The organism is Alphaproteobacteria bacterium (assembly GCA_016124955.1).
GTDB lineage: Bacteria > Pseudomonadota > Alphaproteobacteria > UBA9219 > RFNS01 > RI-461.
Genome location: WGMR01000006.1, coordinates 130,142 through 156,340 on the forward strand (window position 1 = coordinate 130,142; position 26,199 = coordinate 156,340).

24 protein-coding genes are annotated in these 26,199 nt (G+C 58.8%); 7 read left to right on the plus strand and 17 right to left on the minus strand.

Features of this window, described 5'->3' with window-relative positions; translation table 11 throughout:
* From GC131_05260 to GC131_05275, 4 genes are read right to left on the minus strand one after another with little or no spacing between them, the layout of a single operon-like run.
* Positions 1–921, minus strand: a complete 921-nt coding sequence (locus tag GC131_05260) for a prephenate/arogenate dehydrogenase family protein (protein MBI1273471.1) — start codon at positions 919–921, stop codon at positions 1–3.
* On the minus strand, positions 899–2,104 hold the full coding sequence (locus GC131_05265) for a histidinol-phosphate transaminase (GenBank protein ID MBI1273472.1): 1,206 nt from the start codon (positions 2,102–2,104) through the stop codon (positions 899–901). The genes GC131_05260 and GC131_05265 overlap by 23 nt, the downstream gene beginning before the upstream one ends.
* Entirely contained in the window at positions 2,079–3,146 is a 1,068-nt protein-coding gene (locus tag GC131_05270) for a hypothetical protein (protein ID MBI1273473.1), read from the minus strand. The genes GC131_05265 and GC131_05270 overlap by 26 nt, the downstream gene beginning before the upstream one ends.
* The gene (locus GC131_05275) at positions 2,987–3,730 is read right to left on the minus strand and encodes a methyltransferase domain-containing protein (GenBank protein ID MBI1273474.1); all 744 of its coding nucleotides are present in this window, start codon (positions 3,728–3,730) and stop codon (positions 2,987–2,989) included. The genes GC131_05270 and GC131_05275 overlap by 160 nt, the downstream gene beginning before the upstream one ends.
* 82 nt (positions 3,731–3,812) lie before the next feature.
* Here GC131_05275 and gloB point away from each other — a divergent pair, with 82 nt between their 5' ends.
* Positions 3,813–4,595 (plus strand): hydroxyacylglutathione hydrolase, encoded by a 783-nt coding sequence (gene gloB, locus GC131_05280; GenBank protein ID MBI1273475.1) that lies wholly within the window; start codon positions 3,813–3,815, stop codon positions 4,593–4,595.
* Between the two features lie 52 nt (positions 4,596–4,647).
* Here gloB and GC131_05285 read toward each other — a convergent pair whose 3' ends face one another.
* The 5 genes from GC131_05285 to GC131_05305 all read right to left on the minus strand — a co-directional run bounded on the left by GC131_05285 (position 4,648) and on the right by GC131_05305 (position 9,587).
* Positions 4,648–5,130, minus strand: a complete 483-nt coding sequence (locus GC131_05285; protein MBI1273476.1) for an NUDIX domain-containing protein — start codon at positions 5,128–5,130, stop codon at positions 4,648–4,650.
* Positions 5,127–5,849 carry an acetoacetyl-CoA reductase gene (gene phbB / locus GC131_05290; GenBank protein MBI1273477.1) on the minus strand — a complete coding sequence of 241 codons (723 nt, stop codon included), beginning with the start codon at positions 5,847–5,849 and terminating at the stop codon, positions 5,127–5,129. The genes GC131_05285 and phbB overlap by 4 nt, the downstream gene beginning before the upstream one ends.
* A 56-nt stretch (positions 5,850–5,905) precedes the next feature.
* A complete protein-coding gene (locus tag GC131_05295; GenBank protein MBI1273478.1) occupies positions 5,906–7,081 on the minus strand; it encodes an acetyl-CoA C-acyltransferase in 1,176 nt (391 codons plus the stop codon).
* Positions 7,082–7,180: 99 nt separating this feature from the next.
* Positions 7,181–8,911 carry a HAMP domain-containing protein gene (locus tag GC131_05300; protein ID MBI1273479.1) on the minus strand — a complete coding sequence of 577 codons (1,731 nt, stop codon included), beginning with the start codon at positions 8,909–8,911 and terminating at the stop codon, positions 7,181–7,183.
* Entirely contained in the window at positions 8,883–9,587 is a 705-nt protein-coding gene (locus tag GC131_05305; GenBank protein ID MBI1273480.1) for a response regulator, read from the minus strand. The genes GC131_05300 and GC131_05305 overlap by 29 nt, the downstream gene beginning before the upstream one ends.
* Positions 9,588–9,877: 290 nt before the next feature.
* On the opposite strand from GC131_05305, the gene GC131_05310 reads away from it, so the two are divergent.
* Both GC131_05310 and guaB read left to right on the plus strand, forming a co-directional pair.
* Positions 9,878–11,521: a phosphoenolpyruvate carboxykinase gene (locus tag GC131_05310; GenBank protein ID MBI1273481.1), complete on the plus strand. Its 1,644-nt coding sequence runs from the start codon at positions 9,878–9,880 to the stop codon at positions 11,519–11,521.
* 131 nt (positions 11,522–11,652) lie between these two features.
* Positions 11,653–13,116 (plus strand): IMP dehydrogenase, encoded by a 1,464-nt coding sequence (gene guaB / locus GC131_05315; GenBank protein MBI1273482.1) that lies wholly within the window; start codon positions 11,653–11,655, stop codon positions 13,114–13,116.
* Between the two features lie 110 nt (positions 13,117–13,226).
* Here guaB and GC131_05320 read toward each other — a convergent pair whose 3' ends face one another.
* Positions 13,227–14,384: a phosphotransferase gene (locus GC131_05320; protein ID MBI1273483.1), complete on the minus strand. Its 1,158-nt coding sequence runs from the start codon at positions 14,382–14,384 to the stop codon at positions 13,227–13,229.
* A 36-nt stretch (positions 14,385–14,420) separates the two neighbouring features.
* A complete protein-coding gene (locus GC131_05325) occupies positions 14,421–15,665 on the minus strand; it encodes a phosphotransferase (protein ID MBI1273484.1) in 1,245 nt (414 codons plus the stop codon).
* A gap of 320 nt (positions 15,666–15,985) precedes the next feature.
* Between GC131_05325 and GC131_05330 the strand changes: the two genes are divergently transcribed.
* The 3 genes from GC131_05330 to GC131_05340 all read left to right on the plus strand — a co-directional run bounded on the left by GC131_05330 (position 15,986) and on the right by GC131_05340 (position 19,933).
* Entirely contained in the window at positions 15,986–17,338 is a 1,353-nt protein-coding gene (locus tag GC131_05330; GenBank protein ID MBI1273485.1) for a hypothetical protein, read from the plus strand.
* 109 nt (positions 17,339–17,447) lie between these two features.
* The gene (locus tag GC131_05335; GenBank protein ID MBI1273486.1) at positions 17,448–18,752 is read left to right on the plus strand and encodes a methyltransferase domain-containing protein; all 1,305 of its coding nucleotides are present in this window, start codon (positions 17,448–17,450) and stop codon (positions 18,750–18,752) included.
* Positions 18,753–18,886: 134 nt separating this feature from the next.
* Positions 18,887–19,933, plus strand: coding sequence for a M48 family metalloprotease (locus GC131_05340; GenBank protein MBI1273487.1), 1,047 nt, complete (start codon positions 18,887–18,889; stop codon positions 19,931–19,933).
* Here the strand turns inward: GC131_05340 and ald are convergent.
* Positions 19,914–21,041, minus strand: a complete 1,128-nt coding sequence (gene ald / locus GC131_05345; GenBank protein MBI1273488.1) for an alanine dehydrogenase — start codon at positions 21,039–21,041, stop codon at positions 19,914–19,916. The genes GC131_05340 and ald overlap by 20 nt on opposite strands.
* Positions 21,042–21,050: 9 nt before the next feature.
* Positions 21,051–21,911 (minus strand): ferritin-like domain-containing protein, encoded by an 861-nt coding sequence (locus GC131_05350; GenBank protein ID MBI1273489.1) that lies wholly within the window; start codon positions 21,909–21,911, stop codon positions 21,051–21,053.
* Positions 21,912–22,166: 255 nt separating this feature from the next.
* Between GC131_05350 and GC131_05355 the strand changes: the two genes are divergently transcribed.
* Complete coding sequence (locus GC131_05355) at positions 22,167–22,388, plus strand: DUF1150 family protein (protein MBI1273490.1); 222 nt, start codon at positions 22,167–22,169, stop codon at positions 22,386–22,388.
* 18 nt (positions 22,389–22,406) lie between these two features.
* On the opposite strand, the gene ptsN is transcribed toward GC131_05355, so the two are convergent.
* The 4 genes from ptsN to lptB form a co-directional block, all read right to left on the minus strand.
* Positions 22,407–22,871 carry a PTS IIA-like nitrogen regulatory protein PtsN gene (ptsN, locus tag GC131_05360; GenBank protein MBI1273491.1) on the minus strand — a complete coding sequence of 155 codons (465 nt, stop codon included), beginning with the start codon at positions 22,869–22,871 and terminating at the stop codon, positions 22,407–22,409.
* 15 nt (positions 22,872–22,886) lie between these two features.
* The gene (raiA, locus tag GC131_05365; protein MBI1273492.1) at positions 22,887–23,540 is read right to left on the minus strand and encodes a ribosome-associated translation inhibitor RaiA; all 654 of its coding nucleotides are present in this window, start codon (positions 23,538–23,540) and stop codon (positions 22,887–22,889) included.
* Between the two features lie 209 nt (positions 23,541–23,749).
* Entirely contained in the window at positions 23,750–25,243 is a 1,494-nt protein-coding gene (gene rpoN, locus GC131_05370) for an RNA polymerase factor sigma-54 (GenBank protein MBI1273493.1), read from the minus strand.
* Positions 25,244–25,397: 154 nt separating this feature from the next.
* Positions 25,398–26,195 (minus strand): LPS export ABC transporter ATP-binding protein, encoded by a 798-nt coding sequence (gene lptB, locus GC131_05375; GenBank protein ID MBI1273494.1) that lies wholly within the window; start codon positions 26,193–26,195, stop codon positions 25,398–25,400.
* Positions 26,196–26,199 lie beyond the last annotated feature (4 nt).

The following is a 26,199-nucleotide window of genomic DNA, read 5'->3' on the forward strand; positions in this document are numbered from 1 at the left end:
CTATTTGCCGGGCTTCAGTTTCTGGTCTTCCGGCACATGCTGTTTTGCGTCCACAATACCGCGGCGGATCGCGCGCGTGCGCGTGAACAGATTGAAAAGCTTGTCGCCCTCGCCATGGCGGATCGCGCGTTGCAGCGCGGTCAGATCCTCGCTGAAGCGCTGGATCATTTCCAGCACCGCTTCGCGGTTGTTGAGAAACACATCGCGCCACATGGTCGGGTCACTGGCGGCTATGCGCGTGAAATCGCGGAAACCGCTGGCAGAATAACGGATCACTTCGGTTTTGATATCGTCGGCCAGATCGGTCGCCGTACCCACGATAGTGTAGGCGATCAGATGCGGCAGATGCGAGGTGATGGCGAACACCTTGTCATGGTGCACGGCTTCCATGGCCTCGACCGTCGCGCCGCAGCGCGCCCACATTTCCGTTACCTTCTCCACCGCCGCCTTGTCCGTGCCCGGCGGCGGCGTAAGGATGCAATAACGCCCTTCGAACAGTTCCGCGAACCCGGCATCGGGACCCGAATTTTCCGTACCCGCAATCGGGTGCGCCGGCACGAAATGCACGCCCTTCGGAAGATGCGGCGCAACATCGCGGATCACCGATTGCTTGGTCGAACCCGTATCCACCACTATCGCACCCGGCTTCAGCGCCTGCGCGATATCGGCCGCAACCGCACCCATGGCGCTGACCGGCACGCCAAGCACAACAAGATCGGCATCGCGCACGGCTTCGGCATTGCTGCCCGTTACATGGTCGCCTAAACCGCGGGCGCGGGCGCGCTCCACATGATCCGGGTTTGCGTCGCCGATGGTTATGGTGCCGGCCATACCGTGCTTACGCAGCCCAAGCGCCAGCGAAGAGCCGATCAGACCGATGCCGACAAGCGCGACCTTGTTAAACAGCGACTGGTTCGGCATGGCTTTCCTGTTCAAGGAACTGGTTGATCGCACCCATAAGCTTTTTCATCTGGTCTTCGAGCCCGATTGTGATGCGCACATGGGAAGCGAGTTTATAACCGTTCATGGGACGAATTTGTATTTTCTGCGCGGCAAGGTGTTTAAGCAGCGCCCCGGCGCGTTCGGGGCTGCCGAAATCCACGAGCACAAAATTGCACACGCTCGGGCACACCTTGATGCTGTTGCGCGCCGAAAGTTCACGCACCAACCAATCGCGCCACTGTGCGTTATGCGCAACCGAACGGCGGATAAAATCCTTATCCTGCAGTGCGGCGATGGCGGCGGCGGCGGCGGGCATGGCGATATTGAAGGGCTGCCGCAGCTTGCCAAGCACATCGATGATGTTTTTCTGACCATAAGCCCAGCCGACACGCAGCCCGCCAAGCCCGAATATTTTCGAGAAGGTGCGCAGCACGACAACATTCGGGTGCTTGCGCGCAAGCGCGATGCCGTCGCTATAATCCGCAGCCGTGACATATTCCGTATAGGCGGCATCGAGCGCCAACACCACATGCGGCGGAACAGCCGCATGCAAGCGCTCAACTTCGGTCGCCGTAATATAGGAACCCGTGGGGTTGTTCGGGTTGGCAAGAAAGATAACTTTCGTGCGCGGCGTGATCGCGGCGATCATGGCATCGACATCGGTGCGCAGATCGTGTTCGGGCGCCGCCACGGGCGTGGCCGAAGCCGCCCGCGCCGCAACCGGGTAAACCCCGAAGCCATACTGGCTGTACAAAACCTCGTCGCCCTGCCCGGCATAGCCGCGCGCGATCTGAAGGATAAGATCGTCCGAGCCCGTACCGCAAACAATGTTGTCCGCTTCCAGGCCATGTGCCTCCGCAAGCGCATGACGCAAATCGCAGTAGGCGATATCGGGGTAGCAATGCAGCTTGGCAGCCGCCGCGTTGTAGGCTTCGATCGCTTTCGGGCTGGGGCCAAACGCGCCTTCGTTGAAAGAAAGGCGGATTGCGCCCTCTTCCTTGCATGCAAGATTGATGCTGTAGGGCTTAAGGTTCTCTACGAATTCCAGCGCCTTTGGTCCGACCACTTCCTGCTCCGCGCGTCTTTCGACGGGTCCTGTTCGGGGCGATAACCGCCCCCTTGGTTGTTTTCCGGGGTTATGTCCGCCCGACGGGCATAGCATAGCCGCCAATCACTGTCAGGTCAGCATCGGCGATACCGAGCGCGCCCGCTAATTTGTGCAGCCGAGCATCGGCGGCATCGAACAGCCCGCGGCAAGTAAGTAAATATGCGGTTTTGCGGCCTTTTTTATGGGTTAAGACCCCGTCCAACGCCAGCCCGCAACGTTTTGCAGCCGCCCGCACGGCAGCCATCGCGTGCGCCGATACCACAACAACAAGCGTACGATCCTTCCCCGTCGGGCCACAAACAAGCCGGCTGATAAAAAGCGCGCCGCGTGTATCGCCGCGCGCATTGGTTTTCATCCCTGCCACGTAAGGCAGCCCCATATAGACCTTAAGGTCCCTGTGCCGCGTCAGCAACGTCCACCACGGCGTCCGCTCCCCCTGCTGCGGCAAGGGAACCATCGCGACCGTCGCCTTGTGCGCCGCCACCGCGCCAATCGCAGCCGCCGCGCTCGGGACCGCGCGCAACGGCACAGAGCTGCCGAAGAAATCGCGCGCGCTATCCCACAGGCTGCGCGCGTTGTCAGGTTCCGTCACCGCGATCGTGAAACGCTGTTCCTGCAAGGTGAAGGCCGGGATCATTTCCCGCCAAAGCCTGACGATCAGTTCGGCAGGCAGATAGCCGCGCGGACGGCGCAGCAGATCGCGTATCATGGTGACTTCGCGGGCAGGGCGTATATGCACCGCCTTCGTATCCTTTTGGGCGCGCACTTTGTGTATGACGGCGGCGCGGCGTACCAGCGTGGCGTGCAATTCGGCATCGATCTTATCGATTTGCGCGCGCAGCTGCTTCAATTTGGGTTTATCGCTCATGTTTTTGATGTAGCGGAAAAGGCAGGTATTGCCTAGGCCCAAGCGCCCGGAACGGCACGTTTTGCGGCCTAATTGCTGGGAACAGGGCGCGGATGGTGCGCCATATCGGGCAGCGGCAGGCCAAGGGCGGCCTTTTTCTGCTTGGCGGGGAAAATCGGGGCGTAAAGCTGCTTGCTTGCTTCCACGGCCAGCAGGCCGCCGAAGGTGGGGAGCAGTATCGCGCCCCATTTTTCCCAACCCTCGGCCGCCGAAAGCAGCAACCGCGATTGCGAAGGCGGCATATAAAGCATGCGCGCCGTGCGTTCCGGCACGAAACCGGCATGGCGCAACAGACGCTTGAGCTGGGACGGGGAATACGGCTCGCCATTGCCGAACGGCGTGCTTTCAGCCCGCGCCCATATGCCGCGCCTGCTTGGCACGATGCACAGCAACCGCCCCTGCGGCGCCAGCACGCGCCAAAGTTCGCGCAACAGATAGGCGGGGTTGGTTGCGCCTTCGAGCGCGTGCAGCAGCAGGATGTTTTCGATACTGCCGTTCGGCAGCGGCAACGTATCTTCATCGACCAGACAGGCACAGTTCGCGCCTTCCCGCGGCCAGCCGGCGACGCCCTGCGTCGCGGGCATGAACAAAAGCCGCCGTTCGGGCGCGGCCTGCATGGCTTGCAGAAGCGGCGTGCCATAGCCGAAAGCCAGCAGGCTGCTGCGGTGCAGATCGGGCCACAGGCGGCCCAGTTGGCGTGCCAGCAGCCGCGCGGCAACCCTGCCCAGCGGAGAGGCGTAAAATTCCCTTAAATCGACGATATCGCTGTACATCAGCCCTCCGCAGGCCGCTTCTTCCCTGCCGTTCAGGGCCTTGTATAGCAAATTTTAACGAACAATGGTGGAAACTGCCGCTATGGCTTTTATAACCGAGATTCTCCCGGCATTTGCCGATAACTACATCTATCTCGTGGGCGATACCGAGCTTGGCCTTGCCATGGTGGTTGACCCGGGGGACCCGGATGTCGTGCGCAAGGCGTTAAAGAAAAACGATTGGCATCTGACCCTTATTCTCAACACCCATCATCATAACGATCATATCGGCGGCAATATCAAACTGAAGCGCGAATACGGCGCGGCGATTATCGCGCCCGACAAGGAACGCGCCCGCATCAAGGATATGGATCGCGGCGTGGTACAAGGCGACAGCGTGACCTTTTCCGATATCAAGGCGAAAGTGATCGAAACGCCGGGCCACACATCGGGCGGCATTGCCTTTTACTTTGCCGGGCTGAACGCGCTATTTTGCGGCGACACGCTTTTCTCGCTCGGGTGCGGGCGACTGTTCGAAGGTTCGCCGAACGAGATGTGGCAATCGCTTTGCAAGCTGCGCGAGCTGCCGGACGAAACGCAGGTCTATTGCGGGCACGAATACACCGAAGCCAACGCGCGCTTTGCGCTTATGCTCGATGAAGACAACCCCGATCTCAAAGCCCGCATCAGCGATGTGCGCAAGAAGCGCCAGCAAGGCCACGCCACGCTTCCCGTCAGCCTGGCAACCGAAAAGAAAACCAACCCCTTCCTGCGCGCCGATAACAAAGGCTTCCAGCAGGCGCTTTCCAAAAGCGGCCTTCCGGCCGGGACCGACCCGATCGCGGTGTTTGCCGCGCTCCGCGCCGCCAAGGACCGTTTCTCCTGATCCTTCATGGCCCCCGAAGCACGGCTGCCGTCCTTATCGAAAGTCCGAAGGATTAAAGCGCGCGCAGCAGCATCGCCCGCTGCACAAGAAAAGCCGTATCGGGAAAACCCGCCGTAGCTCCGATATCGGCGGCCGCGACCCATTGCGCTTCCGCCGCATCGCTGCCCGCACGCACCCGGCCTTTTACCCAATGCGCGGCGATGATGATGGGACAATAATGATATTCCACGCGCTTCCTGGCATCACGCTGGATGATTTCCTTGATATCGATGATGGCGAACGGGTCTATGGTGACGCCGGTTTCTTCCCGGGTTTCGCGCTTCGCGGCATCGTAGATGCCCTCCCCCAGCTCGATCGCGCCGCCGGGCAGCCCCCAAAGCCCCGCATGCGGTTCCTTGGCGCGGCGCACCAGCAGCACATTGTCTTCCTTGAGCACGATAATGATGACCCCGGCCCACGGCCTGTCGGGATAGCGGGCAGCAGACTGCGCCGCAGGCTTGACCTTCTTGCGCGCCTTGGCGGCCCGCGCGGTCACGACATATACATGCCGCCGTTGATGGTCAGCGTGCTGCCGGTCATGAAGGCAGCCTCCTCGCTGACCAGAAACAGCACAGCCTTGGCGATCTCGTCGGTGTTGCCAAGACGCTTGACGGGAATCCGCGCCACAATCGCTTCCAGCACATTGAACGGTACCGCGCGCACCATGTCGGTATCGACGTAGCCGGGTGCGATGGCGTTGACCGTGATGCCCTTGGGCGCACCTTCAAGCGCCAGCGCCTTGGTAAAGCCGATCACGCCCGCCTTGGCGGCGGAATAGTTGGTCTGGCCGATCTGGCCCGACTGGCCGTTGATCGAACTGATATTGATGATCCTGCCCCATTTGCGGGCGCGCATGCCTTCGATCACGTTGCGCGACATGTTGAAAAGCGAGGTCAGGTTGGTTTCAAGCACCGCGTGCCATTGTTCGGGTTCCATCTTGTGCAGGAAACTGTCGCGTGTGATGCCGGCATTGTTGACGAGGATATCGACGGGGCCGAGATCGGCTTCGATCTTGCGCACGCCCTCGGCGCAGGCTGCGAAATCCGCGACATCGAATTTGCAGGTCGCAATGCCGGTTTTATCGCTCATCGCCTTTGCCGCTTCGTCGTTGCCGTGATAGGTGGCGGCCACGTTGCAGCCGGCCGCCTTTAGCGCGACCGCGATGGCTTCGCCGATCCCGCGCGTGCCGCCGGTTACGATTGCCGTTCTTGTCATATCCCTGCCCCTGTTTTCCCTGTTGTCTGCTTTTTTTGTTTTTCTGTTTCCGTCAATCAATCGCGCGCCACGCACATGGCGATGCCCATGCCGCCGCCGATGCATAAAGTAGCGAGGCCTTTCTTCGCGTCCCGTTTCTGCATTTCGTGCAAAAGCGTAACAAGCACGCGCGCGCCCGAAGCGCCGATAGGATGACCGAGCGCGATCGCACCGCCATTGACGTTCACCCTGGCCGGATCCCAGCCCATTTCCTTGTTGACCGCGAGCGCCTGCGCCGCAAAGGCTTCGTTCGCTTCGATAAGGTCAAGATCGTCCGGCTTCCAGCCCGCGCGCGCCAGCGCCGCGCGGCTTGCCGGGATCGGGCCCGTACCCATGATCGCCGGATCGACCCCGGCGGAAGCCCATGCCGCGATACGGGCCAGCGGCTGCACGCCGCGCTTGCCCGCCTCTTCCTCGCTCATCAACACCATGACGGCTGCGCCGTCATTGATGCCCGAAGCATTGCCCGCCGTGACCGTGCCATCCTTCTGGAAAGCGGGCTTCAGCTTCGCCATGCCTTCGATGCTTGCGCCGAAGCGGGGGAATTCGTCGGTATCCACGACGATATCGCCCTTGCGGTCCTTGATAGTGACGGGAACGATTTCATTTTTGAACTTACCGGCCTTGATCGCGGCTTCGGCCTTGTTCTGCGATGACACCGCAAATTCATCCTGCATTTCGCGCGTCAGTTGCCATTTCTGCGCCACGTTTTCGGCCGTAACACCCATGTGATAGCCGTTGAAGGCATCCCACAGGCCATCCTTGATCATGGTATCGACCATATCGGTATCGCCCATCTTGACGCCGTTGCGCAGATGGACGCAATGCGGCGACTTGCTCATGCTTTCCATGCCGCCGGCAACCACGACACTCTGTTCACCGCTGCCGATCGAAAGGAAACCGTTGGCCACCGCGCGCAGGCCCGAACCACACAGCTGGTTAAGCGAGTATGCGGTTTTTTCAACCGGGATACCGGCTCCCACAGCCGCTTGCCGCGCCGGGCCCTGCCCCATGCCGGCCGCAAGGATCTGCCCCATTACCACTTCGCCCACATCCGCGCCTTGCACCTTGGCGCTTTCCATAGCGGCCTTGATCACCGGCACAGCCAGCGTATGGGCTGACAGGCTGCTGAGCGAACCGTTGAAGGAGCCGACGGGTGTACGGGCGGCAGAGGCGATCACGACGTTAGTCATTTGGCTGGCTCCTGATGGCTGAAAAGACCGTGTTAACGGGCAAAATAGAATTGTTGTGCGCGGGGCGCAAGGCCGGGGTGAAAACCCCGCACAAAGGCATTAGCCGCCTGCCAACGGCAGCTTAACAAAGAATTGCGCGCCGATAATCCCGCCCATATCGTTTTCATTGTTCTCGGCCCATATCTGGCCACGATGCGCTTCGACGATCTGTTTGGCGATGCTGAGGCCAAGGCCCGAATGGGTGCCGAATTTTTCGCTGCGCGGCCGTTCGGTATAAAAACGGTTGAAGATATCAGCCAGTTTGTTTTCCGGCATGCCCGGCCCTTGATCGATCACCGTCACGGTCACCGAATGTTCGTCGCGGCGCACATGGACATTGACCAAACCATCTTTGGGCGAAAACGAAAGCGCGTTATCGATCAGGTTCGAAAATACCTGGGTAAGCCGCCCTTCTATGCCCTTGATTGTCAGCCCGTCCGGCACGGGCTGCACAAGCTTCACGCCGCTCTGCCCGCGCGTGCCATATAGCGCGGTCACGGCGGAAAGCAGCTTCCCGAGATCAATCGCGGTCATTTCAGCGCGGCTCAGTTCGGCATCCAGGCGGGACGCGGTCGAAATATCGCTGATCAGCCGGTCAAGCCTGTCAACATCGTCGCGGATCACGGCCATTAGTTTTTGCTGCTGTTCCGGATCCTTGACGCGCCCGGCGGTTTCGACGGCGCTGCGGAGCGATGTCAGCGGGTTCTTGATTTCATGCGCCACGTCGGCGGCAAAATTCTCGATCGCGCCGATGCGCTGCACCAGCGCCTGCGTCAAGGCGCGCAGCGCGGCGGAAAGCTCGCCGATCTCATCGGCGCGAGCGCTGAAATCCGGGATTTCCCGCTGCGAGAGCAATGTGGCGGCGCCGCCAAGGCCGCTGACCTCGGCCTCACGCCGGCGCACGCCCTCAACCGCTTCGGCCAAAAGCTTGACCGGCTGCGCAATTGTGCGCGCAAGGTAAAGCGAAAGCAGGATGGTGATGAAAAGAACGCCGCAGAAAATGCGAAGCACGTCGATACGCACATTGGCGATGGCATTATCAACATTTGCACCGGAACGCGAAACCATCAGCGCGCCAAGCACCTGCTTATAGTGTTGCACCGGCACCGCGACGGTAAGCAACAAATCGCCGTTGTCCTGCAACCAGACCTGGTTGCGCGTTTCGCCGCGCAGCGCATAGATGACGGCCGGAAACTGTCCCGCTTTCTGGTTATAGGTTTCCATGTAGCGCGGATAGCCGTGGCGCTTGGGCAAAATGCCGGCCAGCCAGCCTTTGACCGTATCGGCGGCGCGCGAAAGCCAGCCGGTCGAGACGACCTCGTCCACGCTTACGATCTGGATACGCCGCCCGGTGCCCGCCAGCACACGGCTGTCGGCAACCATGCTGCCGTCGCTATCGAACAAACGCATGCGCGCATCAGAAGCTTCGACCAGACGCCGCACCATCTGGCTCGATAATTCGGGGGAAAGCACGCTGCGCTCTTCGTAATCGAGGATCACGGCGCCTTCGCCGAGCGCGTTCGAGAAAATGTGCGCCTCGACCCCAAGCGATTCGATTTCCGACTGGATCAGGCGTTCTTCATAGCGGCCAAGGTAAAGCAAGCTGCCGACAAGGATCGCAAGCGCGAGGCTGTTAACCGCAAGGATGCGCAGCGCAAGCGGGGACACACGCCGGCTGCCATCGGGCTGGTGCTGCCATAGCCACCAGCCATGGCGGCGACGTTGTTTGGGGGTCCGAGCAGCCTTGCTTTCTTCCGCTGGCTTATTCCCGGTAGCGGTATCCAACACCATAAAGCGTTTCTATCTGAGCAAATTCCGGATCGACATCGCGGAACTTCTTCCGCAGCCTTTTGACATGGCTGTCGATCGTGCGGTCGTCAACATAAATCGATTCGCCGTAGGCGGCATCCATCAGCTGGTCGCGGCTTTTCACATGGCCGGGGCGTTGCGCCAACGCCTTGACCAACAGGAATTCCGTGACCGTCAGGTCAACTTCCTTGCCCTTCCAGTTGCAGACATGGCGAGCGCCATCGAGCACAAGGTCGCCGCGCGCGATGACGTTGGCAGGGTCGCTGTCGCCGCCACTGGCGCGCTCCGTTTCACGGCGCAACAGCGCACGGATGCGTTCCAGCAGCAAACGCTGGGAAAACGGCTTCTTGATGTAATCGTCCGCCCCCATGCGCAGACCCATGATTTCATCCACCTCCTCGTCTTTCGAGGTGAGAAAGATAACCGGCATCGTTCCCGTGGTATTTTGCGCACGCAACTTCTGCAGCAGCTCCATTCCGTTCAGGCGCGGCATTTTGATATCGAGCACGGCAAGGTCCGCCGGGCGCTGGCTGAGGCCTCGTAGCGCCTCGTCGCCATCATTGAAAGTGTTCACCTCGAACCCTTCCGCCTCAAGCGCCATGCTGACCGAAGTCAGAATGTTGCGGTCATCGTCAACAAGAGCGATTCTTTGTGGCACTGCACAATCCTCTTTTTGTTGTTCGGGATGGTTAAGACCTGCTTTTCGGCATGGAAAGCAGGTAACGGCTTGAAACTTCGAAATTATGGCACAAAAACTGTGTCCTAAAAAAGGAATTAGCGTGGAAAATTCGGGTCGAATAAGCGCGTATTCGCATTTTATTTGGTTAATTTTTGCATGAAAGTTTTTTGACTCCTCCGGCCGTATGATATAAAGCGCCGGCCAAACAGGGCGACAAAGCCCTGTTTTGGTTAAAAAACAAACGTTCACCGACAGTGGGAGAGAACCAAATGAGCAAGACTGCGACCAAACTGGCCCAGCCTGCCAATCAGGATACAAAAACCAGCACGCGCAAACAGGATGATCTGAGCACGCTCGGGTTCACCGGTCTTACCGCGGTTCACAGCAATCTTCTCCCCGCCGCTCTTTACGAACACGCCCTGCGCAAGGGCGAAGCCGAACTAACCGCCGATGGCGCGCTGCGCGCGCTGACCGGTTCGCATACCGGTCGTTCGCCGAACGACAAGTTTATCGTGGAAGACAGCCACACCAAGAATACGATTGATTGGGGCAAGGTCAACCGCCCGATCAGCGCCGAAACCTTCGACGCCCTGCACAAGCGCATGCTGGCATGGGCCGAAGGCCGCGAGCTTTACACCCAGAACCTGCTGGCCGGCGCCGACAAGACTTACCGCCTGCAGGTACGCGTCGTGACGCAACATGCCTGGCAAAGCCTGTTTGCCCGCAATATGTTCATCCGTCCGGCCGAAACCGAGCTGGCGGAACATGATCCCGAATTCACCGTCATTGACTTCCCCGAGTTCCAGGCCGACCCGGCCCGCGACGGCACCAACAGCGGCACGTTCATCATCGTGAACTTTGCGCGCAAGCTGGTCCTGATCGGCGGCACCGCCTATGCGGGCGAGATCAAGAAATCGATATTCTCGATCATGAACTACATGCTGCCCGAGCGCGGCGTGATGCCGATGCACGCATCGGCCAACATCGGCGCCGAAGGCGACGTGGCGATCTTCTTCGGGCTTTCGGGCACCGGCAAGACCACGCTTTCGGCCGACGGTTCGCGTACGCTGATCGGCGACGACGAACACGGCTGGACCGACCATACCGTGTTCAACTTTGAAGGCGGCTGCTACGCCAAGGCGATCCGCCTGAACCCGGTGCAGGAGCCGGAAATTTACGCCGCTTCGCGCCGTTTCGGCACCGTGCTCGAAAACGTGGTGATGGACGACGATGCGCGCAAGGTCGATTTCGACGATGCGACCTTCGCCGAAAATTCGCGGTCCTGCTACCCGATTGATTTCATCAGCAACGCTTCCGAAACCGGTATCGGCGGCCTGCCGCAGAACATCATCATGCTGACCTGCGACGCTTTCGGCGTGCTGCCCCCGATCAGCAAGATGACCGCGGAACAGGCGATGTATCACTTCCTGTCCGGCTATACGGCCCGCGTGGCCGGCACCGAACGCGGCGTGACCGAGCCGCAGGCGACCTTCTCCGCCTGCTTCGGCGCCCCCTTCATGCCGCGCGCGCCGGGCGTGTACGCCAAGCTGCTGGGCGAAAAGATCGCCTATCACAAGGTCAATTGCTGGCTCGTGAACACGGGCTGGACCGGCGGCGGTTACGGCGTTGGCGAACGTATGCCCATCAACATCACCCGCACGCTCGTGCGCGCCATTTTCAACGGCGCGATGGAGCAGGCCAAGTTTGTTGATGACGGCGTGTTCGGCCTTGCCATTCCGGCCAGCGTGCCCGGCGTGCCGGCCGATGCGCTGAACCCGCGCGCGGCCTGGTCCGACAAGGCGGCCTACGACAAGAGCGCGGCCCAGGTGGCCAAGCTGTTTGCCGACAACTTCAAGAAGTTCGAAGCGCAGGTGGACGAAAAGGTCCGTGCCGCCGCGATGAAGGGCGTCTGATTCTGCTGTTTTCCGTGTCCCGGGCCGGCGGTTGCCGGCCCGGGAGCGAGAAAAACCGCGCCCGCCCCTGCCTCTAAGCCATTTATTTTTCACGGTGCTTGACTCAGGATTTTTCCCGAGTATCTTGCCGCATGGCCAGCTTCAAGGAAGCCCTTACGTTCGATGATGTCCTGCTTGTACCGCAGGCATCCAAGGTGCTGCCCGCCGATGTCGATACCTCGACCCGCCTGACCCGTACCATAACGCTTGGCATTCCGCTGATTTCTGCGGCGATGGACACCGTAACCGAATCGTCGCTCGCGATCGCGCTGGCGCAAGCCGGGGGCATTGGCGTGATCCACCGCAACATGGCGCCCGAAGCGCAGGCGGAAGAAGTCCGCAGGGTCAAGCGCTACGAAAGCGGCATGGTGGTCAACCCCATCACCATCACGCCCGAAGCGCCGCTGGTTTCCGCGCTGCGGCTGATGGCGGATTTCAAGATTTCCGGAATTCCGGTCGTGGAAAAGCCTTCCGGCAAGCTTGTCGGCATCATTACCAACCGCGACGTGCGTTTCGCCACCAACATGCAGCAGCCGGTTTCCGAACTGATGACGCGGGATGAGCTTGTGACCGTGCGCGAAGGCGTGGGCCAGAGCGAAGCCAAGCGCCTGCTGCATCAGCACCGTATCGAAAAGCTGCTGGTGGTGGACGATGCCTATCGTTGCCTCGGTCTCATCACCGTCAAGGATATCGAAAAGGCGCACGCCTTCCCCAGCGCCTGCAAGGATGAAAAGGGCCGCCTGCGCGTCGCAGCCGCCGTGGGCACGGGCGAGGAAAACCTTCGCCGCGCCGAACTGTTGTTCGAAGCGGGCGCGGACGCCGTGGTGGTTGATACCGCGCACGGCCATTCGGAAAAGGTGCTCGATCAGGTCAAAAAGGTGCGCAAGCTTTCCAATTACGCGCAGGTGATTGCGGGCAATATCGCAACGATGGACGCTGCCAAGGCGCTGATTGATGCCGGGGCGGATGCCGTGAAAGTGGGGATCGGGCCCGGATCGATTTGCACCACGCGCATGATCGCGGGTGTCGGCGTGCCGCAAATGACGGCGGTGATGGATGCGGCCGAAGCTGCGCATAAACAAAAAATCCCGGTTATCGCCGACGGCGGGGTCAAATATTCGGGCGATTTGGTCAAGGCGCTGGCGGCCGGCGCCGATTGCGTGATGATGGGTTCTCTGTTCGCGGGCACCGATGAAGCGCCGGGCGATAAAATTCTGTATCAGGGCCGTTCCTACAAATCATACCGCGGCATGGGCAGCGTCGGCGCGATGGCGCGCGGCAGCGCCGACCGTTATTTCCAGAAACAGGGCACCGACCCGCTCGAGCTGGTGCCTGAAGGCGTCGAAGGCCGCGTGCCCTACAAGGGGCCCGTCGGGCAGGTGCTGCATCAGATGGTGGGAGGTCTGCGCGCCGCCATGGGCTACACCGGCTCCGCGACGATCGAGGACCTGCACAAGCGCGCCCAGTTCGTGCGCATCACCAACGCCGGCTTGCGCGAAAGCCACGTGCACGACGTGCAGATAACATCGGAAGCGCCGAATTACCGGGTGGATTAAGGCGGGCGCGGCCTTTCGTGAAAAACCTTATCAGGACCCTGGGCCGTTATGCCCGCCAAAACCCCGCCATACAAACCAGTGCTTCTGCCGAGGCGGGGCGACCTGCGCGCTTAAAAGGGACACGGGAATGATGACGGCGTGTCCCGGTCCACGAAGCGACGCGCCACCGGGTCGGACGATTCCTCGCCGCGCAATATCTTTGCATATTCGGTATATTCCGATTTACCGGTGACAGCGGCCAGCGCCTCAAGATGCGCTACGGCGGCATAGCGGTACAGTTCCTGCTTCTCTGCCGCGCCTGCCTCGCCTTCGGCGGCGCGTTCCTGGAAGAACAAATAGTACCGCACGCACATTGCAGCTGCGGTCGAATACAAGAGTTTTTTGTTAAGAACCCGGCCGGTCTCTACAGTGTATTTTTCAGCCGTTTGCACCATAAAGAGAGGCGATGGCGAGAGCGTTACGAGCTCCAGTTCCGGTGCTGTTCTGCGCACATGGGAAAAATCAAACACGCTGTTAACTTCGCCATCGCGGTGCAAAAGAACGTTACCGGCATGCATATCGCCATGAATGACAACCGTGCCGTTTTGCGCGACCGATTCCGCGAATGACTTCTTGATATCTTCGATCAGGCTGTTTGTCGCCGCAAGCGCAGTCACCCTGTGTGCGCTGGTCTCGGCATGCGCCTTGGCAAGCAGGGCATATTCGTAGGCCCTGTCGCTCTCGAGCGGCTTGACATCGTCCTTGCCGATCATCTTGTCCAGCTTGAAATGCATATCGCCCAGCAAGGCCGCCAGAGACGAGGCATAGCGGGCAACAAAACCTTCCTTATCGCCTTCGATCAGCGCATCGTTAATGATTTCATGCGATGTTTCACTGCCGGGAATCCACGTCATAATCTGGTAGCCGATAATTTTATCCGAACCGAAAACCGGCATATCGCCTTCGGCAAAGCTCTTGCTTTCGATCAGCCACGGAACCTGCACGCCGTTCGCAAAACGGATTTTCTGCTGTTTGATGGTCTGCAGCGATTTCACTTCGGTATCGAAGATTTCCCGCACATAAGGGTTGGTCGTTTCCCGACTGATCTTGATCACCACCATTTCACCGGAGGAAGATTGCGCAAGATATGTGACGCCGTATCTGCCTTGCCCCAGATAACCCAGAATCTGGTAGCCGCTCAGACCAAGCCGGTCCTGAACGAGCCCGCTAAGCTCTCTTTGTTCATCAGGAGAAAGAAACTTTTTAACTTTGAAAAATGCGCTAGACATACCGTATCCAAAGAAATGAGCTATACCGAGAATGCCTTAAAGCCGCGGGTAACCGTGAGCCACGCGCAACCTGTTTACAACCGGCCGCATGCCTTCCATGCCGTGGCGGTTCAGGCATATTTCCATCATTTCAATGGCCGACTGGCGGCGCAGTATGAACCTGTCATACTTGTCCGGGTCTGTGGTCATCTTCAGGTGGTCCTGGGCTTTGATGCTTTCCTGCATCCAGTGATAGGCGTTGGCAGCAGCGGCGGCATAAACAAGCCTGTGATCAAGCTTTCTGCCCGACGCATCTTCATAGCGCCTGATGGCATACTGAAGCACGCTTCCCACGGCCCCAAGGTGCGCAAGTTCGAATTCCGCCAGGGTGTGGCGCGGTTGGCCCCAATCGATCACGGCGGTCACATCCGTCTTGTTGCCATTGCCGCCAAGCATCAGGTTCGCGAGATTGGCGTCGCCATGCGCCAGCACATATCTGCTTTTCAAAATCGGCAACAGGCCGCCAAGATTGATGATGTTGCGGAAAAATTCGTTCCATCCGGCCCTTCTGAAACCGGACAGGATTTCCCGGCTGCAAACCTTCATAACCGTTTCCACATCCGTGCTGGAAGCGCCCAGCGATGCATCACATCGCGTTAAATCGGCAGGCCCGCCCGGTTTCCCGAGCATGTTTTGGGTTTGTTTGAACAGAAACTCTTCTGCGGGCCTCACCTTGGCGATCATCTTCGGCTTATTCCAGCGCCAACGATACCGCCTGACTATCTTGTCGGTCGATCTGTGCAGTATTGCCAGAACATCGCCAATATTTTGCCCAAGTCTCTGTTTTTCATGCGCTTCCAGTTCATAGTCAATTCTACGCGAATTGGTGGAAGCGCCGGGCAAAAGCTCCATCGTGTTCCATGCGAAAAAGTCGCGGCCGCCTGCTGCCGATATCTTTTTACGCCTGCCGTCATCGGAAAATTTGCCATGCGCAAGAGGCGCAGGAATGCCCACCCCGGAATTTGTCAGTTCGCCCACGACCGGCTGGAGCGTATCAAACACCTCCATCTCACGGTCATAGTCACCGTGGCGCTGATGCCCTTCCGGATACCAGACATGAAGCTTGATGAGTTTGCCATCGAGCGCGCCGCCGCGAAGCCGGAAAACGCTGCCGGAGCCGCCGGCCGCCAGGAAGCTATCGACCACGACATCCTGGCCGATCGCGCCTTCTTCGCGCAGCAACGTTGTCAGTTCGGAAAGTTGCGCTTCCGAATATGTAAACTTGCTTGACTCGTCAGACATATGCGTCCCGGCCCATATACGGGCAAATATCAATTCCAGAAATCATCGCAGGTAATGCTGGCCCCAGAATTACCGTTTCATTGTGCGTGCTGTTTAATATATCATGCGAAAAACGCAAGTAATTTGTGTCATTTCTAGTTAACACAGCAAAAGTAACGGCCGGGCAAACAGGGCTCGGATCGTCGTTACCTTTTTTTTGTCCGCGTGAGAGGGAAATGCATATTTATAGCTAGCGAAAGGATTTTAACCGTTGTTCCATATGGGCCAAATAAGCGATAATGCATTGATATTCATAGTTAACCGGATTCGTGGTTTTTATTATGTCGCTATTGCCCAAGGCCGATATGCACGTTCATTTGAACGCTGTGTGGACGGTCGATCTTCTTGAAAGATTTCTTTTCGAAAACAGGGACGCGCTAGAAGCCATTCCCGAAAGCGAACGCAGCCGCGAAGACTGGCGCGCGCTATCCAAGCTAAAAGCCGCAGCGGTTCTTGTTGAAGCCCTGAAGCTACGCGGCGACGAGCAATGGTCGGGCAGGCCGGATTTCCGTGCATTTCTCATAGACGTTATTGAAAAGGCGGCGGCGGCGCGCGGCAAGGAAATGCCCGTCGGCCTCAATGACATGAAAACGCACGAGCTATTCCACCAGGTTTACGGCATGGCCGTGGATGCCATCCGCACGCCTGCCAATATGGAAGAGCTGACCTTCGATTACCTGCGCCGCGCCCACGAACAAGGCGTGGTCTATACCGAGATCAGCACATCCGCACTTAACAATGTGCGTGCAGACGACCCGGATGCAGCGGCGGCTTATGAGAAAAACATGGATGCCATCTGCCGCGCGATCCAGCGGGCAAACAAGAAGTTCGGGATCGAAGCGCGGGTTATTGTCACCGACAAGCGTCATTTGGGGCCACGCAAGGCCGCCGAACTGCTCGATATGTGCCTCGATCACCGCAGAAAATCCTGGCTGGCTAAAAAGTATGTCACCGGCTGGGGCATGGCGGGCGACGAGCATCAGTTCAGCCTGGGCGACTTTGCCGAAACCTTCAAAAAAGCCAAGGCAAGCGGCCTCGGAACCACCGTTCACGTAGGCGAAGTGCCCAGCACCGACGTTAGTGAAATCAAGCAGGCAATCGAGGTGCTTGGCGTTGACCGCATCGGCCACGGCATAAAGGCGGCAACGGATGAAGCCACGCTCGAGCTTATTCGCAACAACGGCGTTGCCGTGGAACAATGCCCGACCAGCAATTACCTGTTGGAAGAAGTCATCAACGGCAATCCTTCCGAGCACCCGCTCAATCGTTTTCGCAAGGCCGGCTGCGACGTTGTTCTTGGTTCCGACGATCCGGCCCTGCTTTTTCCTTCCGGGCAAAATACCGCGCACGGCATTGCCGACGAATATGCGCATATTGGGCGTAATCTGGGGCTTAGTGCCAGAGAACGCATAGCGCTTACGCGCAACGCCATCAACCATGCTTTCATCGATAGCCGTACGCGCAGGAAACTGTTGCGCAAAGTGCACGAACAAGAGCTGGCCTATTACAGATCCAACAAAATGGGCCGTGATTTTAGCCATGGCAGTTCGCGTTTCTCAAGGCGGGTTGCGGCGCACGTCGCGCATATTCCGACACACAGGAAAAAGGCCGCCCGCGCCGCCTGTCATATGTAATGACGGCTGCCACCAACTAATTTGCATTTCCCCTTTCTTTTTGTGCCATATTGCCGGGCCAGCAGCCGGGCGCCGCACATAGCAGCCAAGAAAGACAGTATAAGTTTCCATGAAACCAGCCGCACATCTGCAAGCCGCTATCGATATCCTTGAAAGCCTGCGCGCCATGCCGCGACCGGCGGACGTAGCCGCGGGCCAGTACTTCCGTACCCACCGTTATATCGGCGCAAAAGACCGTTCCACGATATCGACCATGCTGTACGGCGTGATCCGCCATCACGGGCGCATCGGCTGGTGGCTTGCGCATCTGCAAGCGCCCGATACCTCGCGCACGCGGCTTCTGACATGGCTGATGACCGTACGCGGCCGCGAAGGCGACAGTATCATGAAGGATTGCAACGGCGAAAAATTTGCCCCCGCCCCTTGCGACGAAGCCGAACAGAAACTTTTGAAAAACCTGAAGGGTCGCACGGCCGCGCACCCGCATATGCCCGAAGCTACGCAGCATGAATGCCCGGAATGGGTTTATGAAAAACTGCATGCACTGTACGGCGATGCCGCCGCGCGGGAACTGGCGGCCCAGATGGAAGAAGCGCCGGTCGATCTGCGGGCCAACCCCGTCAAGATAACGCGCGAAGAAGCAATAGAAAAACTGAAGGCGCAAGGTATTCCAGCCGTGCCGTGCAAGCTTTCCCCCGTGGGCCTGCGCCTTTCGGCGCGCATGCCGCTCGGCAATCTTGATTTGTTCAAGCAAGGCGCGATCGAGGTGCAGGATGAAGGCTCGCAGATCGTCGCGCTCTTGCTCGATGCGAACCCGGGCATGCGCGCCGCCGATTTTTGCGCAGGCGCAGGCGGCAAGACGCTGGCCATCGCCGCACAGATGCGGAACAAGGGCCATGTGGTCGCATGCGATGTCGTGGATAAAAGGCTGAAGCGCGCGCAGGAACGTTTCCGCCGCGCCGGGTTGCACAACATCAAAACGCAGGATCTGAAGGACGAAAACGACCCGTGGGTCAGAAAACATCTGGGCGATTTCGACCGCGTGCTGGTTGACGCGCCATGCACCGGGACCGGCACATGGCGCCGCAACCCGGATGCGCGCTGGGGCCGCGATATTCCCGCGCTGACGGAATTGCAGGAAAAGCAGGCCCGCATTCTGGCCAGCGCCGCGCGGCTGGTGAAACGGGGCGGCAGGCTGGTTTACGCTACTTGTTCGTTATTGCGCGAAGAAAACGAGGAACAGATCGAAAAGTTCCTGGCCGCGCATGCCGATTTTGCGCTCATTCCCTATGCCGAGATATGGCCCGATGCGCTTGGGACCGCGCCGCCGCCCTGCAAGGGCGATTACCTGCGCCTTACCCCGGCGCAACATGGCACCGATGGTTTTTTCTGCGCAGTTCTGGTGAAAAAGTAGGTTTTCCCAACTTCACTTGCTCCAGGAGCCGCATGGTTAATGCGCTCCGTTGCGTACAGCCTATATTTATATTGCACTAAATCTGACCGTTGCTATATTGCCGTCGCCGCATAAACTATGGCCACAATTTATTTATGAAAAACTTTTTTCCAGAAGGCTTGTCCGAAACAAGCCATCATATCGGGCTGTTTTCTCTTGCCGCTGCCGTCATTGTAGGGGTCCATAATCCCGTGGCATTGGCCATGACCATAGCAACAGCCCTTCTTTTCAAGTCTTTCGGAGGCGGGTCGTTTCTAACAAACGAACAAAGACCTGCGCGTCTGGAAAAATTGAAAGCGGCATACAGCATAGACCCTTCACACAGACTATACGGGAAATTCCGCCAAGTCGTCGCCATGGTTGAGGAACTAAGCGAAGCTGCGGGACTGGACGAAAGAAAAACACCCGTTGTTCTATGCGGATACAACGGCATATGGCGATCAAAAATAATTGATGGCTCCATCAGGGTCATACATGAACCCGGGCTTGCCGCGGTACTTTCCGTCAACGAAGGGTTTCTTGACGAAGACAAATACACCGATGAAGAGCGATACGGAATACTGGCTCATGAAATCGGCCACCTGATGAACCGGGATTACAAAAGATTCCCGCCGTTGGAAAATGCCAGAACCTTCACAAACACCTATGTGCGTATCAATTTTTTTCATGTTGCGTTTATAAGCGCCTTGTCTCTTTTTTCTTCTGGCTCCGGTACAGCTGCCGCGCCGCTCGCAACATCATTGATGCTGCTGCCATTCCCGTTTGCTTTGGGCCTGGCACTGATTGTCCCACTTGTTACGAACTTCATCGCCATGCATTACAGGCGGCAAAGGGAGTTTGCCGCAGATAAAGCCGCGGCCAAGCTCATAGACAACCCGGTATTGGTTGCCTATGCGCTGGCAAAACACCACACGTCAAAAAGTACGGTTCGGCCGGAAAAAATGACGGCCCTGTGCATGCAGCTATGGCGCAAAACGTTTTCCACGCATCCGGCGATGGAAGACAGGGTCATAAGATTACTTAAAATGGCCGATGAACAAACCATAGGCCAGAATCTGGACAAGGTCGGCGAGCTCCATGCTTTTGTAAGAAGCCGCCGCATAGGCAGCATGCCCCGGCAGCTTAGGGCACAGATGTGCTGATGGCTGTTTCCGCATCCACGCAAGCCAACCCCAATGCACGCGCCACGCCGGCATGGGTGAGCTTGCCGTAGGCCACGTTAAGCCCGTTGCGCAACCCGGCATCTTCAGCCAGCGCCTTGCGCCAACCCTTGCCCGCCAGCGCCAGCGTATAGGGCAGCGTGGCGTTATTGAGCGCGAAGGTCGATGTGCGCGCCACACCGCCGGGCATGTTGGCGACGCAATAGTGGATCACACCATCCACCGTATAGACCGGGTCGGCATGTGTGGTCGGGCGCGCGGTTTCGACACAACCGCCCTGATCGATCGCAACATCGACAATCACGGAGCCGCGCTGCATGCGCCGCACCATATCGCGCGTCACCAGCTTGGGGGCCGCATCGCCAGGAATAAGCACCGCGCCGATCACAAGATCGGCCGCCAGCACATGTGTTTCGATCGATTCGCTCGTTGCATAAACCGTTTGTATGCGGGGACCGAACATGGCGTCCAGCTCAGCGAGACGCGGCAACGAGCGGTCAATCACCTTGACCCGCGCGCCCATGCCCACGGCGATGGTCACGGCGTTGGTGCCCACAACGCCGCCACCCAGCACAACCACGCGCGCCGGCAGCACGCCCGGCACGCCGCCAAGCAACACGCCGCGCCCGCCCTGCACTTTTTCAAGGTAATGCGCGCCGGCCTGCACAGCCATACGCCCCGCGACTTCCGACATCGGCGTCAAAAGCGGCAGGCGACCGGCCTTATCGGTCACGGTTTCATATGCAACGCCCACGCAACCGGATCTAAGCAATGCCTTGGTTTGATCCGGGTCGGGCGCAAGATGCAGATAAGTGAATAGCAATTGCCCTTCGCGCAGCATGGCGCATTCCGGCAATTGCGGTTCCTTGACCTTCACGATCATATCGGCTTCGGCAAAAATCTTCTTCGCGTCCGGCGCGATGACCGCGCCCGCCGTTTTATAATGACTGTCTTCAAAACCGATGGAGGCGCCCGCACCGGCTTCAACCATCACCTTATGGCCCGCCTGCACCAGCTCGCGCGCCGATGCGGGGGTAAGCCCAACGCGGTATTCATGCACCTTGATTTCCTTCGGCACGCCAACCAGCATCGGTTCCCCCTATTTTTTCATGAAGCGAAGCGCCTGCCGCGCCAGAAACGGCATGATCCGTGGCCGCAGCAGGTTCGGGTCATACTGTGCCATGCGCCGGTCGTTTTCGGCAAGACAGGTTTCAAGGAACAGACGTGGCGTCAGGGAAACCGCGAGCGCATCACCTCCGGCGCTGACAAAATTATCCCCGCTTTTGCCGCCATCGGCGGCCCCGGCCAGCGACAGGCGGTTAAACGCGCTGATTGCAAGCGCGGCGGCGCAGCGCACGACAAACCACAGCTTGCCGGGCAGCGATTTTTGCGCCCGCGCCCAGGCCAGCCAGTTCACGAAGAACAGAATGTGCCGCCCTTCTTCATGGATCACGGGTTCAAACACCTCGACCAACGCAGGCGGAAAATAGCCGGAACGGCGCGCCAGTTCGAACAGGCCGAAGGCGAAGAAACTGTCGAAACATTCGCCATAGCCTGTGCGTATAAAGGCCCATTCCGCGTCGCGCGGCGGCGCATAATCCGGCTCCGGCGCGAGCTTGATGCCATAAAAACGTAGCATATGTTCGATCACCAGCTTGTGCCGGCCTTCTTCGAAGGCATTGAGCTGCACCGCTTCCTTCAAAAGCGGGTCCTCCAGACGGTCGGCGAGCGCCTGCACACGGCACGATGCGAAGCCTTCTGTCTGCACCGCGACATCCCAGAACGGCAGCCCCATCAGCCGCACCAGCGCATCCGGCGCAAGCGCGGGCCAGGCGATGACGGTGGGCTTATAAGCATCGAAGGTATCGAGCAACATACGGCAGAAGCGGCGCTTATGCTCATCGGTGCCCGGCTTGAAAGGCGCCTGCTCTGTTTGTTTTGTGGCCTTGGCGGCCGGCATGGCGGCTGCGAGATCGTGCATTTTCCTAAAATCCAACCTATCTGTGGCAACACTTTGCGGCGCGCTCCGGCGAGCGTCAAGACGACTCGGTTTTTACACAAGAAATCTGTGGAAAACTTGGCTTCCGCCCGCCGCTTAGGCCGTAATTAAGGATTATTTATCGCCTTACCCGTATAGTAAAAATATAGAAAAAAACAGTTTCCGGGGCTTCAAAACCCGGGCGTTATTTTAACCGGTATTTCGAGGCGGGTTACAATGCGGATTGACGAACTTGAAGGCAAAAGCATCTTCGACAGCCAGGAGCTGAATAACCTCGGCCTCGAAAGTTACGCTTACGTCAAGGCCGTGCGCGTCGATGGCCAGACATTGCACGCCGTATTCGCCGCCGATGGCACCCCGCTTACGGTCGTCAACGAACGGGCACTGGCCTTCGCCACCATCCTCCAGCACGAGCTGGAAGCGGTTTCGGTCCACTAAAAACCCAGTAATATTCGTTTAGGCGGCTGCTTCGGCGGCTTGCTGCGCTTCGGTCAAAAGCCCGAACAGCGTGGCGTTATCGCGCGCGGCGCGGAAACGTTCGCACATCTTCTGGTCGCGCAGGATGCGCGAAACCTGCGCCAGCGCCTTCAAATGGTCGCCGCCCGCATCTGTGGGTGCAAGCAGCATGAACACAAGATCGACCGGCTGTTCGTCGATCGCGTCAAACGCGACCGGGGCGGCAAGCCGTGCAAAAAAGCCGTGCACCTGCTTCAGCCCGGCGACCTTGCCGTGCGGAATGGCAATACCGTGACCAACGCCCGTGGTGCCGAGACGTTCGCGTTCCAGCAATACGTCGAAGATCGCATGGTCCGTCACCGGGACGACCCCGGCGGCAAGCGCGGAAAGCGCCTGCAGAAGCTGTTTTTTGTCGGCAGCCGCAAGGTTGCAAACGACACTATCCGATGTAACGAATTTTTCCATGAGCAGGCCTGTTTATTATTTGTTGATCGCGGTTTTGGCCGCGGGCTTGGTGGCCCCCGATGCGGCGCTCTGGGCGGGTTTGTTGACGGCAACATTTTGTGAAGGATCGATCCAGCCGATATGCCCGTCCGTGCGGCGGTAGATCATGTTCAACCCGCCATTGGCGCGGTTGCGAAACATCAGCGCCGGCAGATCGCCAAGATCAAGCCGCATCACGGCTTCGCTGACGGCAAGCGTATCGATCGGCGTTGTCATTTCGGCGACAACGACAGGGTTTTCGGCAATCTCTTCCTCATGCGTATCCTGATGGCCGTGCAGAACGAATGAGCTGGCGATAATGGCTTCCTGTTCCGCCCTATCCTGCTGCTGTTGCTGGTGATGGTCGCGCAGCCGGCTTTTATAGCGGCGCAGCCGCGTCGCCATGCGCCCGGCCGCTTCATCGAAAGCGGGGTAAGCATCACCGGAAAGTGCGCTGCTTTGCAGCGTAATGCCGCGGCGGGCATGAACCTGAATATCGGCCCGGAACATGTGCGCTTCGCGCGAGAAGGTTACCTGTGCATCAAGCGGGGCATTGAAATACTTGCTGACGATCTCGGAAAGACTTTTTTCGACATGTTGGCGAAGCGTATCGCCGACATCAACCTGTTTGCCTTTGACGGACAATTGCATGGAGGTTCAATCCTGATGGTTTAAGGGGCCGTACAGTCAAGGTGCGCCACGAAGAGCGACTTTTCTAAACCGGTATGGACTGCTGCGGCTTCTGGTTCATGGCCGTCAGCATAGAAAGCATCCCGCAAGGGTGTCAAGTTTACCTAACCTGTTGAAATAAAAGTATAATTAAGTCATTCATGCCATTATAACACGGCATGCAAAAGCGGTCACGAGGCCTTTTGCCGGCGCCGTTCGGCCGATGAGCCAAGATGCATGTTTTCCCGGTACTTGGCGACCGTACGGCGCGCCACCGATATGCCTTCCTGCTTCAGCATGGCCGCAATACGATCGTCCGACAAAATATCGTCCGGCCGCTCGGCTTCGATCAGGGTCTTGATGCGGTGACGCACGGCTTCGGCCGCCACGCTTTCGCCGCCCTCCGACCCGCCAACGGCGGTGGAGAAGAAATACTTCAATTCGAAAATGCCGCGCGGCGTGGCGATAAACTTGTTGCTGGTCACGCGGCTTACGGTCGATTCATGCATTTCGATCGCGGCCGCGACATCGCGCAAGATAAGCGGCTTCAGCTGTGCCACGCCATAGACAAAGAATTTATCCTGCTGGCGCACAATTTCGCTCGCGACTTTCAAAATCGTGGTCGCACGCTGATGCAGCGCCTTGACCAGCCAGTTCGCCTGCTGCCAACGTTCGCTGATATAGCTTTTGTCTCCCGCCTTGAGCGAAGAGCCACTGACCTGATTGTAGTAGCGTTCGTTGGCCAGCACGCGCGGTAGCGTTTCGGTGTTTAGCTCGATATGCCAGCCGCCGCCGGGCACGGCACGCAAGATCACATCCGGCACCACCGGCTGCGCCACGTCATTGACGAAGGCCGTGGCGGGTTTGGGATTGAGCGCGCGAATCTCGGTAACCATATCGGCAAGATCTGCGGCGTCCACGCCGCAAAGCTTCATCAGCTGCGCCTTGTCGTTCTTCGCGAGCAACCCAAGGTTAGCCAACAATGCTTCCATCGCCGGGTCCAGCCGGTTTTTTTCGCGCAACTGCAACGCAAGGCATTCCTGCAGCGAGCGGGCAAAAATACCTGGCGGGTCGAACGATTGCAGCTTTTCGATCACGGATGCGAACTGCGCTTCGGTCGCCCCCATCTGGGAACGCACGAGGTCAAGATCGGGCGGCAGATAACCTGCCTCGTCCAGCATTTCAATCAGGGCGCTCCCGATCATGCGTTCATCGGGTTCGTACAGATCGACATGAACCTGCGAAAGCAGGTGTTCGCGCAGGCTTACGGCGGCAGCCACCGTTTGTTCGAAAGATGTTTCGCCATCGCTGAATTGCTGGCCGTGACCCTGAATTTGCCCGAGGCTGCTGGCGGCACCATCGGCCGCGTTATGGGCCACGCCGTCAGCCCACGCATCATCGGCATTATATTCCTTGCCGCTATCGGTATATTCCTGCACCGGCAAATCACCGGTCAATTCCCCGGCCGCAGCGCTTTCGCTTACAACCGGCACATCTTCGGCCACCGGAAAATCGTCGCCTTCGCCTTCGGCACGTTCAAGCAAGGGGTTGCTATCCAGTTCCGCCGCCACGAATGCGCCAAGCTCAAGGTTCGACATTTGCAGAAGCTTGATCGCTTGCTGCAGCTGCGGCGTCATGACCAGAGACTGGGATTGACGTATGTCGAGGCGTTGCGTCACGTTCATGCCAACAAGGCTACGCAACGAAAGTTAAGGCTTCATTGCCGGAGCGAAATTTGGCACCGAATTTGCCGAGATAATAAAATCAGGCGTTTTTCCGCTCATTCGTGCGGCCCGTTAACGGGAATTTAAGGGTTGGCGCAAATACGCGCGCCCAAGCCTACATCCTGAATTCTTCGCCCAGATAAACACGCCGCACATCGGCATGGGCCACAATCTCCTCCGGCAGGCCTTCCATCAGCACCTTGCCGTCATGAATGATATAGGCGCGGTCAACGATTTCCAGCGTGGCGCGTACGTTATGGTCGGTGATTAGCACGCCTATATTGCGGTCGCGCAATTGGCCGACAAGATCGCGGATATCGGCGAGCGCGATCGGATCGATACCCGCCAGCGGCTCATCGAGCAATATAAAGTGCGGCTGCGAAGCCAGCGCGCGCGCAATTTCCACGCGCCGCCGCTCGCCGCCCGAAAGCGCGAGCGCGGGCGCACGACGCAGATGGGTGATGCCGAATTCGGCCAGCAGTTCATCGAGCATTTGTTCGCGCACGTCGCGCTCGGCCGACACAACCTCAAGCACGGCGCGGATATTATCTTCGACCGAAAGCCCGCGGAAGATCGAGGCTTCCTGCGGCAAATAGCTGAGCCCCATGCGCGCGCGGCGGTACATGGGAAGGCCGGTGACATCGGCGCCATCAAGCATGATCGTGCCGCCATCGGGCTGCACGAGGCCGGTGAGAATATAAAAGCAGGTGGTCTTGCCCGCGCCGTTAGGCCCGAGCAGCCCAACCACCTCGCCCCGCTGCAAGCTGAGGCTTACATCGTGCAGAACCGGGCGTTTTTTGTAGCGCTTGCCGAGATGCGCGGCCGAAAGGCCTGTATCGGGCGCGGCCTGCGCGCGCAGCGCATCCATGGGCGTAGGCACAGCCTTCAGTATCGTTTTTTTCTTCGGTTTCATGCCT

Coding starts and splice junctions, on each gene's coding strand:
- GC131_05260 (MBI1273471.1), bottom strand. CDS start 921: ATGCCGAACCAGTCGCTGTTTAACAAGGTCGCGCTTGTCGGCATCGGT.
- GC131_05300 (MBI1273479.1), bottom strand. CDS start 8,911: ATGGTGTTGGATACCGCTACCGGGAATAAGCCAGCGGAAGAAAGCAAG.
- ptsN (MBI1273491.1), bottom strand. CDS start 22,871: ATGGAAAAATTCGTTACATCGGATAGTGTCGTTTGCAACCTTGCGGCT.
- ald (MBI1273488.1), bottom strand. CDS start 21,041: ATGCTGGTTGGCGTGCCGAAGGAAATCAAGGTGCATGAATACCGCGTT.
- GC131_05310 (MBI1273481.1), top strand. CDS start 9,878: ATGAGCAAGACTGCGACCAAACTGGCCCAGCCTGCCAATCAGGATACA.
- phbB (MBI1273477.1), bottom strand. CDS start 5,849: ATGACAAGAACGGCAATCGTAACCGGCGGCACGCGCGGGATCGGCGAA.
- GC131_05355 (MBI1273490.1), top strand. CDS start 22,167: ATGCGGATTGACGAACTTGAAGGCAAAAGCATCTTCGACAGCCAGGAG.
- guaB (MBI1273482.1), top strand. CDS start 11,653: ATGGCCAGCTTCAAGGAAGCCCTTACGTTCGATGATGTCCTGCTTGTA.
- GC131_05330 (MBI1273485.1), top strand. CDS start 15,986: ATGTCGCTATTGCCCAAGGCCGATATGCACGTTCATTTGAACGCTGTG.
- GC131_05340 (MBI1273487.1), top strand. CDS start 18,887: ATGAAAAACTTTTTTCCAGAAGGCTTGTCCGAAACAAGCCATCATATC.
- lptB (MBI1273494.1), bottom strand. CDS start 26,195: ATGAAACCGAAGAAAAAAACGATACTGAAGGCTGTGCCTACGCCCATG.
- raiA (MBI1273492.1), bottom strand. CDS start 23,540: ATGCAATTGTCCGTCAAAGGCAAACAGGTTGATGTCGGCGATACGCTT.
- GC131_05295 (MBI1273478.1), bottom strand. CDS start 7,081: ATGACTAACGTCGTGATCGCCTCTGCCGCCCGTACACCCGTCGGCTCC.
- GC131_05275 (MBI1273474.1), bottom strand. CDS start 3,730: ATGTACAGCGATATCGTCGATTTAAGGGAATTTTACGCCTCTCCGCTG.
- GC131_05335 (MBI1273486.1), top strand. CDS start 17,448: ATGAAACCAGCCGCACATCTGCAAGCCGCTATCGATATCCTTGAAAGC.
- gloB (MBI1273475.1), top strand. CDS start 3,813: ATGGCTTTTATAACCGAGATTCTCCCGGCATTTGCCGATAACTACATC.
- rpoN (MBI1273493.1), bottom strand. CDS start 25,243: ATGAACGTGACGCAACGCCTCGACATACGTCAATCCCAGTCTCTGGTC.
- GC131_05265 (MBI1273472.1), bottom strand. CDS start 2,104: ATGCTATGCCCGTCGGGCGGACATAACCCCGGAAAACAACCAAGGGGG.
- GC131_05270 (MBI1273473.1), bottom strand. CDS start 3,146: ATGGGGCGCGATACTGCTCCCCACCTTCGGCGGCCTGCTGGCCGTGGA.
- GC131_05325 (MBI1273484.1), bottom strand. CDS start 15,665: ATGTCTGACGAGTCAAGCAAGTTTACATATTCGGAAGCGCAACTTTCC.
- GC131_05350 (MBI1273489.1), bottom strand. CDS start 21,911: ATGCCGGCCGCCAAGGCCACAAAACAAACAGAGCAGGCGCCTTTCAAG.
- GC131_05320 (MBI1273483.1), bottom strand. CDS start 14,384: ATGTCTAGCGCATTTTTCAAAGTTAAAAAGTTTCTTTCTCCTGATGAA.